The following is a 12,126-nucleotide window of genomic DNA, read 5'->3' on the forward strand; positions in this document are numbered from 1 at the left end:
CCAAAAAATAAAACCTTCAAAAAACCCGCAGGCTCAAGCCTGGGGCTACACGGACAAAGCGGTGCCTGCGCGGGCTAAAAGAGCCTTGTTAGGTGCGATCGCATCAAAGCAAGGATGATTTATTTGTTGGAATACCCTTAGTGGACTGTAATGCACTTTCATCGGGAGCATCTCAATTTTGCCTAAAATGGGAATTGACAGGTCTTGCTCCCCCTTCCCTAGGAGGGAAGGAGGCTGGGGGGTTAGGTCTCTTCAACAAATTGAGATACTCCACTCTCATCGGCTGACTTGGCTCAAAATTGTGTCAAAGATAGCGCCATCGTCAAAGAATTTAGTTTGCACTGCATCCCATCCTCCCAAGTCAGCAACGGTGAACAAGGTTTGGATCGGCGGAAATTGATTGCTAAATTCAGCAGAAACGTTCGGATCTACAGGCCGAAAGCCGACTTTTGCAAATTCCCGTTGAGCGGTTGGAGTAAATAAATATTGGACGAAGGCTTCTGCCACTTCCCTTGTGCCATGTTTATCCACATTGGCATCAACCACAGCAATGGGATTATCGATAGAAATATTCACATCGGGAATCACATAAGGAAGTTCTTGGCCATTTTGTTTTGCCAAAATTACTTCGTTTTCATAGTTGATTAAGACATCCCCTTGACCTTGTTTGAAAAAGACATCACTGGATTCGCGAGCATCTCGGGGAAGGACGGGGACATTCTGGAAGACTTGACGAGTAAATTCGTTGGCAGTGGTATCATTCCCTCCGGTTTGGGTGATGGCACCCCAAAGACCTAGGAAATTCCATCTTGCACCCCCAGAGGTTTTGGGATTAGCGGTAATCACGCTGACATCATCTTTGGCTAAGTCTTGCCAGGTGTTGATGCCTTTAGGATTCCCCGCTCGGGTGACTAAAGCAGCAACAGATTTATGCACGATCGCATTGTTAGGTGCTTCTTGTTCCCACCCGGGTTCAATCAGTCCAGCTTTTTCAATTTGTTGGGTATCTAATGCCAAAGCTAAGGCAACGATATCCGCTTCTAATCCATCAATGACGGATCGGGTTTGGGAACCAGAACCCCCATAACTTTGGGTAAAGGTGACCTCTTGGTTATGTTGTTCTTTCCACTGCTGTGCAAATTGCGGAATGATTTGCTCATAAGCGGCACGAGTGACGGCATAAGACACGAGGGTGAGTTGGACGGTATCACCGCTTGCTGTGGGACCTCCACAAGCGGCGATCGCCGCGCTCAAGCTCAGTCCCACTAGAAACCATGACAGTGATTTGGGAATACTTCGAGACTTCCCGCGATTTGTAAACCATTCTTTCCCCCAACGGACGAGGGTCCCTAGCCTAAAACCCCCACTCCCTAATCTGCGGTTTTGAGCAGAGGGGTTTTTTTCGTCTGCGATCGCTTGCCATTGCGCCATATATCTACCTCGGTTTAATCTACGGCAACTTGGTCGGGATACTGTTGTTTTGGGATGACAATCAACAGTATCGGAAAATTTAATAAAAAGCAAGTGTTTTTTTTAAAATTCTGAGAGCGCTAGAAATAGGCTACTCACAGGGCCTGAATGCTCCCGGAGATGGGGCTTGATTCTCCTGACATCAGTTGGCAATTTGTAATTTATGGGGAAGAGAGCCGCTCAAATCGATTGCTCATCAGGATTTCGCAAGAAATTCAATAAATTGGAAAAAACCCCTTGCTTTTTTCCAATACCTTATGCTACATTTATAAACTGTTGGTGAGGACGCATAGCTCAGTTGGTTAGAGTACCACGTTGACATCGTGGGGGTCACTGGTTCGAGTCCAGTTGTGTCCATTGAAAAGATTATATATAACAGTCAATTGGGGATTATCCCCCGTGCCTGGATTGTCAGGGAGTCTTGTGATCACACAGACTCAAGCCGTTGCCTTTAACCCGATGGGGTTCAAGGCTGTTTTTGCGGTAACCAATGACTGGGTAGTGGACTAATGCTTAGGGGATTGCAAAATATAAATCATCCAACCGTTCAACTGATGAAAGGAAGGTATGTGTAGGGGCGCAATGCTTGCGCCCCTACATTGACTTCGTTGAGCATTCACTACGAACGAACGTTTTGGAGATTTTATTTTTTGGAGTTCCCTTAAGAGGCGATCGCCTGCCCAGTCTCTCCCCTGAATGCAGTTACTCCTCCACACCACAACCGGCAAGCCATGACTTCTAGGAATAAAACATCTCCAAACCCTCGCATTGGGAACACTTCCAACGGTTATGACGGGTGAATTTTTGATGGATTTTATGGCTATTTCATGTCCCACTTAGGGGCGCATCTAGGAGTTGGGGGAGGAGTCCCGTTCGGGTCTGTATCGGGAGCCGCTTCAGGGGAGGGGTTGGGGTAAAATAAAAAAGGAATGTGATTGCACACATTCCTTTTCCAAAAATTTTTCATGTACCTCTATGATAGCATTATTGGAACGAATCATTGATGAAATCCTTTCAGGGGAAACCCGCATCCTTAAGCTAGAAACAGCTTCTAGCCTGGGAGCCATTGTTTGGGTGGCGTGGGAGATAGGATTATCCGTGGCAAGAGTTCTGGTTGAAAACGAATTATCTCGTCGTGCCAAATTACCAACCGAATGGCCCCATTAGACCTCTTGCAAAATAATTTTATGCTATAATGAAAAGTTTTGCTTAATTTTGGCCGAATGGTTTCCGTTGTAATTTGTTGGCAGCACTTTACAATTATGAGTTGGCTCTGGGGTCTAAAATTCAAAACTTCTGATTATAACATAGATTTTTTTTGCAAGAGGTCTATTGTCGGTTGCCAAATTAAATGTCGTCTTGCCAAATTAATGTCGCTGAACTTGATAGGCTGAATCCCTCTGTGCATAAAGGTTTAGGCTATTTTTACACTTTAACCCACCCCAAACTAGGCTTGACAAATTAAATGTCGTCTTTTGTAATTTTGACAAATTAGATGTCGTTTCTTGTAAAAGGTATTGGCAAGGGATTGTAAGTAGGCTTCTTCTGCGCCATCGGCAACTGGAGAATCAGAAATCAGATAACTGCCGAAACCGTGGGAGAAGCACCGACAAAATGATTGATGCCAAGGCGACATTAATCTGTCAACGGCGACAAATAATGTGGCAACCGATATGAGAGTTATCCGGTTGAGTCCAGGGGCGATCGGTTCTGAGATAACTGTTAGGTCTGAGAGTTATCTGATTGGATTCGGTTGCGATCGCCTCTCTGCGAACCCGACACTTTAGGGGGAAACGGATTCGTTGCGGTAAGCGCAGCTATGCCGTAGGCTTATCGCGTTTTGGTGGTTGCGAGCGATCGGCTGCACGAATCTGCTTGTGGATCCGTGACTGTTGATGCGATCGCGTTTTGGTGCTTGTGATGCGATCGCGTTCTGGTGGTTGTGATGAGATCGGGGGCATCAATCTGACTGTGGATCCATGACTGCTGGATGCGATCGCGTTTTGGTGGGCAGTCGCGTTCCCGTGCAATGGCGATCGCTCTGGTGCCTGGATGCGTGGGGGCAGGGTGAGCAGATGTCGGGTTATTTATAAGGAAAGCATTTTTCAGGGGACTTCTGCTCACTCTCAAAATGCTTACTGTGTCTGGATTTCAGTGATTTGGGACTCGGCACTGTAGCTGGAACGCAACCGAAGGGCGCGAGCGGCACGGGATGAGATTCGATTGCCCTTGTTGACCGAGTGGCGATCGGGATGAGTGGATAGCTGCGCTTACCGGGCGATCGCACTGGAGCCTACTGATGCGATTAGATTATTAGTTGAATATAACATCAAAGGTTTTTCTGTAGCGATTGCTACTGCATTGCGAGCTATTTTTAGCTAAACCATTCGTTGAATTTAGCATCAACTTGCGAATCAACTACTTTAGGGATTATTTCGTGCAAATTAATGTAAATTATTTGCTTACAGTCTTTACAGTATAAAGTTTTAAGGAATTTTTCTTTAATTAAGTGCAATATATCAACGTGAAAAACCCGCGAATTTAATAAAGTTTTATTACAAAACTCGTAAAAAAGCATAAAAACTAGAGACTACTTCTAGAGATAGAGATAGAATCATAAAAACTATGATGCTTATGTACTTACAGGTCGCAAGCCAACTCATCCCGAACGGGTTTGGGAAGGGTTTGCGCGATCAACTCCAGTCGATGCTAACTGCCATTAAACCGATGCACTCAGAGGCATCCGGCACTTTTTTTCGTAGCGTTCAACTTGACGGCTAGAAGGCAGATGGATAACAAGAATACTCAACCGATTTTTTCGTCGTCTGCCTGCAAGACAATTTCGCTCGACCAAATTTCTCCCTCGCAGTTCCAACCCCGGAGCTACTTCGATGGAACGGCAATGGCGGAACTGACTGCCAGTGTCAAACAACATGGTATTCTTCAGCCGGTTATCGTGCGACCAGTTGGGGAAAACCAGTATGAGTTAGTAGCGGGGGAACGCCGGTATAAAGCCGCCAAAACCGTTGGACTGACTGAAATCCCGGTGGTGGTGCGGTGGTAGACTGGTCACTGAATCTGAGACTCAGAGCAATGCGCGATCGCTTAATCCCAGTACCAAATCCCCATTGGCGACCCCAGCCGTTTCAGCCTCTAGTGCATCGACTACTGTTACTCCGTCCAATACAAACACCAATACGAATGCAATGACTACCGATTAAAATTAATCAATTTTTAGTCAGTATTTTTATAACTTATCGTTATTAGTTAAACTAATTTATTTTGCTGATTCCATGCCCAAGAAACCGAGCTATAACATGCTAAAGACTATATTAGATGTAACTCTGAGGGATGGAGGTTACCTAAACGATTGGCAGTTTTCGTGGGAAAATGCGAACCATTTATTGGCCTTTTTACATCAACAGGGTTTACGCAATATTGAAGTTGGGTTTGTCCGATCGCCCCAATTGCAAACAACTGCGGTCAATGGTTGTCCGCCAGAATTTCTCGCTAAACTTCGACAGTTTCACCCAGACATGAATCTAGTCTGTATGTTGAATCCGGCAGATGGGGATTGGCAAGCCGCAGTAGCTGATAAACTTGAGCATATTTCACTATTACGAATGCCTTGCACTGCCAAGCTGATAGATCATGCCTTAGAGATAGCTCACGCCATCAAGCAACAGTATAATGATATCCGCATCAGTCTCAATCTCATTTGTGTATCATCTTATTCCCTTGAGGAAATTAAGGGGTTACTTAGCAGGATCGCCGTCTCCAGGGATGTCGATATTGTCTATCTTGCCGATTCTAGAGGGGCCCTTTATCCCAGCGATGTCCAGACATTGATTTCGAGTGCGCGGGAAATTTGCCCACAAGCCCTTGGTTTTCATGCCCATGATACTCAGGGATATGCGATTCGGAATTCCGATCGGGCTGTCGCTTATGGTTGCGAATGGATAGACGTGACGCTAAACAGTTTCGGGTTAGCTGGTGGCAATACCTCTCTAGAAGGATATCTGACCCATCACCAACTTCAGCCTGAAGGAATCGACCTGGAAGTGGCAGTCAGAGAATTTTGTCAAGATCATTTACCCCTTACCCATCCTCCTCTTGCTGTTCAACAGCTTTATCGAAAATTGGCAGAGAAAAATATCGATCCGGTTTGGAGTCAACAGTTAGAAGAGAAATATACCAACAACCTGCATGATTTGGTCAGCCGGGTGTCCCGACAGGATTATAAGACCCTGGAATCAGTTTTAGGCGCGATCGATACCTTAAGATCCCCCGTTTTGTGATAGAACGCCTTATGAGAAAACACATGAGGTAGGTACATCTATGAATGAATATTACTGCTCTTATCCATCATTGGCGATGGATGTTGTTATGGAGGCGTTTGAGACAACTGAACATCAGGGGTTTGAACCGATCAACCTGGGCAAGGGGATGTCCTCTTTCAACCCATTCGATCGCGTTAATGTTCAACTCAGCAATACGTTGCTGAAGGACTACATTGGTTATGGTGATATCAACGGCATGATGGATTTGCGCCTTGCCATTTGCCGGTATTATCAGGATTGGTATAACTACGATCTAACACCCGATCGCGTGTGCATTACGGATGGCGCATCGGGTGCATTGACGATCGCCTTAGCGATGCTGCTGAAACCGGGAGGAGAGGTGATTTTGCCAGAGTCCTGTTATCCTGCCTATAAAGTGATGGTAGAGATATTGAATGGGACTTGTTGCCTTGTCCCCATGAAGGGTTGCGCGATCGATCTCGAAGCGTTACCCCAGTACATCTCCTCCCAAACCCAAGCCATTATTATTAATTCTCCAAGCAACCCCTACGGAGCTTTCCTAGGTCAGGAAGAGTTGGAGGCGATCGCCAGCTTAGGAGTACCTGTGATTTTTGATGAAGTTTATCAATCCTTGCCCTTAACCGATCAATTTATCCCAAGTGCTATTTCCTATTGCGATCGCCACCTGATTGTCAATAGTCTCTCTAAATCTCTGGCCATTGCAGGTTTTCGAGTCGGGTATTTAATTGTGCCTGAAGCTCAGGTTAAGCTGATGACTAATGTAAAGGCTGTTTTGAATATGTGTACTAGTTTACCCAGTCAAATCATCGCTGCCAAACTGATGCCCCATTGGGATCTTTTGGTGAACCAACATTGTAGAATGCTCCGGCAAAATTGGGATTTATTCAAACAGACAGCCCAAGATTTAGGCTTATCTCTTCGCACTCACCCCCAAGTCGGTTTTTTTGCCTTGGTTGATGTGACGAAAGCGGAGGAAAGTGCAATGGCATTATCTCTCGATTTGGCTCAAAACCATGCCTTATGTTCGACTCCGGGGGTTGATTTTCACCAGAGCGATAATGCTTTTCTCCGTTTAAACTTTGCTTGTCCTTCTCATCATATTGAGATAGGATTATCCCGATTAGCCAATTATTTAATGAATGCACAATTTGTCGCGAATCCATCTTCCATAACCCCAAGAAAATCGCTGCCAGCCAGAAGCGATCGAACATACAGCGCTTCGCGCTGTTATGAGGTACAGTAGCAACAATGAGCAAACCAATTTCTTAAATGTTTCGGATTAATTAAGTCAAGGGCTACAGCCAGAAGAGTATCAATCATAGAGCTAGTAGTAGGAGAAAAATCAAAAATAAAAGACTTCAGTTGTGACCACCACATTTCAATGGGATTAAAATCTGGAGAGTAGGGAGATAAATACAGCAGTTTTCTCTGTTATGAGGTACATTAATGGCGGTTGTTATAGATCGCTAAAATACCTCACTCGCTAGATTGAGTCTGTTGTTTACTCCCCCCATTCCCCCATTCCCCCACAGAGGGCGCAAAGCGCTGTATTGTCAGTTTATCGGTCATATTCAAGTAATCTTTTCTAAGACTTGCCAAGCAGCCTCACCCATTGCGTTACCTTTATTATCCAAGACAGGATTCACTTCCGAAATCTCCAAACAGCAGACTTTAGGATTCGCCACGATCGATTTTAGCAGGGCGATCGCCTCAGACAAATACAACCCATCCGGTTCAGGCGTTCCCGTGCCAAAAGAGACGGTATGGCAATCTAAACTATCCACATCAAAGGAAACATAAACGCGATCGCAATCCTGGATCTGCTGATTGATTTGCTCGATATGCAATGCTACACCTTGCTCTCGGATGTCGGCCACACTGTAGAGCGTAATTCCTAATTGTTGAATCAAAATAGAATGCTCCGGTTTAAAGAAGCGCACCCCAATCAAAATTAAGTCTTGAGGCTGTACCTTGGGTGAAATGCCTCCCAACTCCTTCAGGTGCGTCCATTGTTTTTGGGTTGCCAAGGGCAAGGGATTGGGCTTAGTATTCAACCATTCTCTGGCTTCTGCATCCAAGCCTAGCGCACTACCGAGGGGCATTCCGTGCATATTGCCAGAGTGGGTGGTGTAGGGAGAGTGCATATCGCTGTGGGCATCAATCCAAATAATGCCGAGGCGTTCTTCAGGATAGGCTTGCTTAACTCCGGCAATGACTCCGGCAGCCGAGGAGTGATCTGCTGAAAACACGAGAGGAAACTCACCCTGCTCCAATACTTCTGCGACTGTATTACAGGCGATTTGGCAGGTTTCGAGGATATAGCGAAGTCGTTTGACGTGAGAACAGCCTTGATTGTGCTGGCGATTGGATAACAAATAATTGCGATCGGGCAATCGAATCGTTGGATATTTGCTAAAAAAATCACTCCCCGCTTTGTGGGCAGCCATGCGAATTGCATCAGGCCCCATACTCGCTCCCAATTGGGCCGCACCGAGTTCAGAACAGATTTCAATGATTTTGATAGATTTCATGATTAAGCAGTCTCAACATTGCTTCAAGAGCGATAAAATAGGAATCAATACCAAATCCATAGACAACTCCTGCGGCTGCCACGGATAGAACTGATTTGATCTCTCGTTTATCAATATTGGTGATATGAATCTCCACATAGGGAGGGGCAACGTAGGTGAGGCAATCTCTCAGAGCATAAGCATTGTAGGTGAAGCCTGCTGGATTTGCCAGGATGCCATCAATGCCATCCGTCACACTAGCATAGACTTTATTAATCGCTTCACCTTCAATATTGGTGTAAAAAATATCGAGTTTGTAGCCCAATTTACTGGAATGCTGTTGCAACATTTGATTAAGTCGATCGGCTGTGAGATCGCCATAGGTACTACCTTGTCGATCGCCCAGAGAGGCCATGTTCGCCCCCTGAATGAGTAAAAGCTTGAGAGTCATCGCAAAATAATCCTGACAGAATACTAGCTAGTGCTGAGTTTGCATATAATCGGCAAGGGTTTGACTAAAAATTTTGATCCGACGCTCAAAGGCAGCTTGGGTATACCAAGCACGGCGAGGTGTCAAAATAGTGTTAGGCAGGTTCAAGAATCGATCGTCCTCATGGTGAATATCTAAGCCCGCATAGGAGAGCTGACCCTTGGTTAAGGCGCTTTGGAGGGCAGAAAACTCAATGAGATCGTCAGGGGAAATATTGATGAGAATAGCACCGGGTTTGACTTTAGCAAGGGTGTCTTGATTAATCATCTGACGAGAAGTCTCATTTAAGGAGAGAGTTAAAAAGATGATATCGCTAGTGTTCACTAATGTATCGAGATCGACCTGCACCCCAAAATCACTGACCTTCTGAGTGCGGTTACAGTAGACAACGTTGATCCCGAAGCCCTGTAACATTTGGGCAACCTGCGATCCAATCCGGCCCATGCCAATAATGCCAGCTTGAGCGCCAAACAGTTCAATGCCCTGATGCTCAAAGATTTGATAGTCACCTGTGCGAATTTTGTGGTTAAAATCAACCAACCGTTTTGCTGCGGCCAACATTAGGGCAACGGCATGTTCAGCAACGGATGTCCCCGTGAAGCCAGGGGTATTAAGGACTTTAATGTTGTGCTGTTGACAGTAATTTTTATCAATGTAGTCAGTTCCCGTCGTAATCGTAATAATCAGTTCAAGGTTGGGAAACTGCTTAAGATGAGCTGCACTCCAGTCCATCAGGGTGGTGATTAAGATCTCGGTGGTGGGATTGTTGGTGATGGCTTCTTCTAAGGAAAAGCGATCGGAATGATCCTGGTACCACACCATATCAATACCAGAAATATGGTCAAAACAGGTTTCAGGGTAAGGCTCGCGATTATTGACAAACAAACAGGTTTTTACCATTTTTTAACTTGCAGATTATTGGGCGCTATTTCGATCCTATTTTTTCACATCGCTTTGACTGAAAACACCCAGTAATGACCATCGGCTTCAGCACCGAGATAAGGCTGATTCATCCGACAATCAATCAGTTGAATTTTACCCTCTGTTTGTAATTGCTTGTAATAGCCTTCAAAATCGTAGGTGTCGTAATAGGTTGTCTTGGTAGACAGGGCGACAAGTCCTCCCGGTTTAGTAACTTCGGCTAACCATTTCAAGGACTCAGGTTTGACAAAATCCAAAGCAAATACGCCACAACAAATGGTCAGATCATACTGACCCTGTAGAAAAAAGGGGAGGGGATGATTTAAATCTTGCCAGCCAATCAGGGTTTGATAGGCTCCTGTTTTTTGAGCTTCCCCGATCATGCCTTGGGATAAATCTGTTCCATCGATATGGTGATAACCCTGGTTTCGTAAGGCTTGACCCACGAGGCCCGATCCACACCCCACATCAATGACTTTGAACTCAGGGGTTGGATGAATAGCAATTTGCCCTTTGTCTTTTAGCTCCATAAGATAGTTGACAATATATTGGGGGCCATCATAGTTTCTTTCTGCAACATCTTGATTGTAATCGGGGGCCCAGCGATCGTATCGTTCTTGATGACTAATCATGATTTTAAGTAATGCTATGCTTGGCTACATTTTGCCCTGCCATGCGACCAAACACAATACATTCTGTCATGGCACAGCCCCCTAAACGACAAGCCCCATGCATTCCACCTGTGACCTCACCCGCAGCGTAAAGTCCGGCAATGGGAAGATCCCCAACCCCAAGAACCTGTGCTTGAGGATCAATTTTCACCCCCCCTATGGTGTAATGCACTTTAGGCCATAAGCGTACACCATAAAATGGCGGGTTTAAGGGTTTTGCGCGATCGCGTAAGGATTTGCCAAAATCTCGATCTTCATGCAGTTGTCCCACAAAGTAGTTGTATCGATCCAGGGTTTGCTGTAATGCGGTGTCGGGAATGCTATATTCTGCGGCGAGGGAGGATAGGGTTGAAAATTTCTTGACGACTGCTCGATCGGCTAAATAGGGTTCAATATCAATCCCAGAATTTTCCATACCCGCCGTATCAGCGATGCCAATACAAGGATGTCCCAGGGTCAATAGGGTGTCTACCCAGGTTTTGCGATCGGCCAGCTCATTAATAAAACGCTTTCCAGTTACCGGATCAATGGCCAACCCATAGGCTAAAACGGTGTAACTGGCAAATAGAGGGGCAATGCCATATCCCGTTTCATCCGGTGAGACCCAGGGGGCCAGCTGTACTTGATCCAAATCAATGCCTTGGGCACCAATCCGTATCGCTTCAATCAGGGCTTCGGCGGTGGCATGGGGGACGTTGGTATGATCCAGTCCAGTCGGTAAGTGGGGAGCCTGTTGGTGCAGAAAAGTGCGATCGCCAGAAAACCCACCAGTCGCTAATACAACGCCCTGATTTACCCCAATCTGCTTAATCTCCCGATCGGGGGTTTTGACGACAACCCCCGTAACCATCGGAGGCGTGGTGTTCGTTTGAGCCGGTGTTGTCAAGAGCCGAATGAGTCGGGTTTGGGTTCTAATCTCAACCCCTAGGGACTTGGCCTGAGTCAGCATTGCGGTCAGGATTGCAGAGCCTGAAAGCGTTTCAGGGCTGTGATTGCGGGGTACAGAATGACCCCCATACTGATCGACCCGATCCTTGAATTTTACCCCTAGTTCCTCTGTAAGCCATTGCAGCGTTGGGTAGGATTCCTGAACCATCGTCTCAACTAAAGCCACATTATTCAGTTGTCTGCCTGCGGTTAACATATCTTGCTTGAGCAAGGCAAAGGAGTCTGCAATGCCTTCTCGTGTCTGAATCGGGGAACCCACGACGGTCAAAACACCACCACTGACCAGGGAGTTTCCCCCACAGCTTGCTTCTTTTTCCACCAGAATGACGGATACTCCTGCTTGAGCGGCGGCGATCGCTGCACTGAGTCCCGCAAATCCACTCCCCACTATTACGACATCAGTTACGATATCCATTACGACATCAGTGTTAGTCTTGTTCATGCTTTTCATATCCGAATGGCACTTAGTTAACTGGACAGTGCAAAGTTCTGTGTTAAGTAGAGGAAGTTGATAGGGGAGTGTGAGAAAAGACATTCCCCAGCAGCAAGCCAGGGTTCGGGGTGCATACTGGTAAGGATTTTAACTCTAGCCCTGTCAAGGTGTATTTGTAGGGGCGCCTCTACATTCCATCACTCTTTGGGGCCATCAAATTGCTCTTAGGGGATTCCAACAAATAAATCATCCTTGCTTTGATGCGATCGCACCTAACAAGGCTCTTTTAGCCCGCGCAGGCACCGCTTTGTCCGTGTAGCCCCAGGCTTGAGCCTGCGGGTTTTTTGAAGGTTTTATTTTT

14 protein-coding genes and 1 tRNA gene are annotated in these 12,126 nt (G+C 46.0%); 6 read left to right on the plus strand and 9 right to left on the minus strand.

All coding sequences use genetic code 11. The features are described from left to right. Positions 1-276: 276 nt before the first annotated feature. Positions 277-1,431 carry a sulfate ABC transporter substrate-binding protein gene (locus tag NG833_RS26405; protein WP_254568256.1) on the minus strand — a complete coding sequence of 385 codons (1,155 nt, stop codon included), beginning with the start codon at positions 1,429-1,431 and terminating at the stop codon, positions 277-279. Positions 1,432-1,753: 322 nt separating this feature from the next. Here NG833_RS26405 and NG833_RS26410 point away from each other — a divergent pair. After that, a tRNA-Val gene (locus NG833_RS26410) sits at positions 1,754-1,827 on the plus strand. A 304-nt stretch (positions 1,828-2,131) separates the two neighbouring features. Here the strand turns inward: NG833_RS26410 and NG833_RS30660 are convergent. Beyond that, positions 2,132-2,254, minus strand: coding sequence for a hypothetical protein (locus NG833_RS30660; protein ID WP_256556173.1), 123 nt, complete (start codon positions 2,252-2,254; stop codon positions 2,132-2,134). A 191-nt stretch (positions 2,255-2,445) separates the two neighbouring features. On the opposite strand from NG833_RS30660, the gene NG833_RS26415 reads away from it, so the two are divergent. Beyond that, positions 2,446-2,637 carry a hypothetical protein gene (locus NG833_RS26415; protein ID WP_254568257.1) on the plus strand — a complete coding sequence of 64 codons (192 nt, stop codon included), beginning with the start codon at positions 2,446-2,448 and terminating at the stop codon, positions 2,635-2,637. Positions 2,638-3,287: 650 nt separating this feature from the next. Here the strand turns inward: NG833_RS26415 and NG833_RS26420 are convergent. Beyond that, a complete protein-coding gene (locus tag NG833_RS26420; protein ID WP_254568258.1) occupies positions 3,288-3,431 on the minus strand; it encodes a hypothetical protein in 144 nt (47 codons plus the stop codon). A 664-nt stretch (positions 3,432-4,095) separates the two neighbouring features. On the opposite strand from NG833_RS26420, the gene NG833_RS26425 reads away from it, so the two are divergent. The 4 genes from NG833_RS26425 to NG833_RS26440 all read left to right on the plus strand — a co-directional run bounded on the left by NG833_RS26425 (position 4,096) and on the right by NG833_RS26440 (position 7,035). Continuing rightward, the gene (locus NG833_RS26425) at positions 4,096-4,251 is read left to right on the plus strand and encodes a hypothetical protein (RefSeq protein ID WP_254568259.1); all 156 of its coding nucleotides are present in this window, start codon (positions 4,096-4,098) and stop codon (positions 4,249-4,251) included. Between the two features lie 7 nt (positions 4,252-4,258). Then, positions 4,259-4,534, plus strand: a complete 276-nt coding sequence (locus NG833_RS26430) for a ParB/RepB/Spo0J family partition protein (RefSeq protein WP_309143884.1) — start codon at positions 4,259-4,261, stop codon at positions 4,532-4,534. A 253-nt stretch (positions 4,535-4,787) separates the two neighbouring features. Further along, positions 4,788-5,768 (plus strand): hypothetical protein, encoded by a 981-nt coding sequence (locus tag NG833_RS26435; protein ID WP_254568260.1) that lies wholly within the window; start codon positions 4,788-4,790, stop codon positions 5,766-5,768. A gap of 40 nt (positions 5,769-5,808) precedes the next feature. Beyond that, positions 5,809-7,035, plus strand: coding sequence for a pyridoxal phosphate-dependent aminotransferase (locus NG833_RS26440; RefSeq protein ID WP_254568261.1), 1,227 nt, complete (start codon positions 5,809-5,811; stop codon positions 7,033-7,035). Here the strand turns inward: NG833_RS26440 and NG833_RS31090 are convergent. From NG833_RS31090 to NG833_RS26465, 6 genes are all read right to left on the minus strand, one after another. Then, positions 7,020-7,214 (minus strand): transposase, encoded by a 195-nt coding sequence (locus tag NG833_RS31090; protein WP_375293960.1) that lies wholly within the window; start codon positions 7,212-7,214, stop codon positions 7,020-7,022. The two genes, NG833_RS26440 and NG833_RS31090, sit on opposite strands and share 16 nt — an antisense overlap. 149 nt (positions 7,215-7,363) lie before the next feature. Further along, positions 7,364-8,323, minus strand: a complete 960-nt coding sequence (locus NG833_RS26445; protein WP_254568262.1) for an arginase — start codon at positions 8,321-8,323, stop codon at positions 7,364-7,366. Next, the gene (locus NG833_RS26450) at positions 8,301-8,753 is read right to left on the minus strand and encodes a type II 3-dehydroquinate dehydratase (protein WP_254568263.1); all 453 of its coding nucleotides are present in this window, start codon (positions 8,751-8,753) and stop codon (positions 8,301-8,303) included. The genes NG833_RS26445 and NG833_RS26450 overlap by 23 nt, the downstream gene beginning before the upstream one ends. A 27-nt stretch (positions 8,754-8,780) precedes the next feature. Continuing rightward, positions 8,781-9,692, minus strand: a complete 912-nt coding sequence (locus NG833_RS26455) for a 2-hydroxyacid dehydrogenase (protein WP_254568264.1) — start codon at positions 9,690-9,692, stop codon at positions 8,781-8,783. A 44-nt stretch (positions 9,693-9,736) separates the two neighbouring features. Continuing rightward, positions 9,737-10,345, minus strand: coding sequence for a class I SAM-dependent methyltransferase (locus NG833_RS26460; protein ID WP_254568265.1), 609 nt, complete (start codon positions 10,343-10,345; stop codon positions 9,737-9,739). A 4-nt stretch (positions 10,346-10,349) separates the two neighbouring features. Then, complete coding sequence (locus tag NG833_RS26465; RefSeq protein WP_309143885.1) at positions 10,350-11,867, minus strand: flavocytochrome c; 1,518 nt, start codon at positions 11,865-11,867, stop codon at positions 10,350-10,352. Positions 11,868-12,126: the final 259 nt, after the last annotated feature.

Source organism: Oscillatoria sp. HE19RPO (assembly GCF_024220515.1).
Taxonomy (GTDB): Bacteria; Cyanobacteriota; Cyanobacteriia; order Cyanobacteriales; family Laspinemataceae; genus Laspinema.

Coding starts and splice junctions, on each gene's coding strand:
- NG833_RS26455 (WP_254568264.1), bottom strand. CDS start 9,692: ATGGTAAAAACCTGTTTGTTTGTCAATAATCGCGAGCCTTACCCTGAA.
- NG833_RS26420 (WP_254568258.1), bottom strand. CDS start 3,431: ATGCCCCCGATCTCATCACAACCACCAGAACGCGATCGCATCACAAGC.
- NG833_RS26445 (WP_254568262.1), bottom strand. CDS start 8,323: ATGAAATCTATCAAAATCATTGAAATCTGTTCTGAACTCGGTGCGGCC.
- NG833_RS26450 (WP_254568263.1), bottom strand. CDS start 8,753: ATGACTCTCAAGCTTTTACTCATTCAGGGGGCGAACATGGCCTCTCTG.
- NG833_RS26435 (WP_254568260.1), top strand. CDS start 4,788: ATGCTAAAGACTATATTAGATGTAACTCTGAGGGATGGAGGTTACCTA.
- NG833_RS26430 (WP_309143884.1), top strand. CDS start 4,259: ATGGATAACAAGAATACTCAACCGATTTTTTCGTCGTCTGCCTGCAAG.
- NG833_RS26405 (WP_254568256.1), bottom strand. CDS start 1,431: ATGGCGCAATGGCAAGCGATCGCAGACGAAAAAAACCCCTCTGCTCAA.
- NG833_RS26415 (WP_254568257.1), top strand. CDS start 2,446: ATGATAGCATTATTGGAACGAATCATTGATGAAATCCTTTCAGGGGAA.
- NG833_RS26465 (WP_309143885.1), bottom strand. CDS start 11,867: ATGTCTTTTCTCACACTCCCCTATCAACTTCCTCTACTTAACACAGAA.
- NG833_RS26460 (WP_254568265.1), bottom strand. CDS start 10,345: ATGATTAGTCATCAAGAACGATACGATCGCTGGGCCCCCGATTACAAT.
- NG833_RS26425 (WP_254568259.1), top strand. CDS start 4,096: ATGATGCTTATGTACTTACAGGTCGCAAGCCAACTCATCCCGAACGGG.
- NG833_RS26440 (WP_254568261.1), top strand. CDS start 5,809: ATGAATGAATATTACTGCTCTTATCCATCATTGGCGATGGATGTTGTT.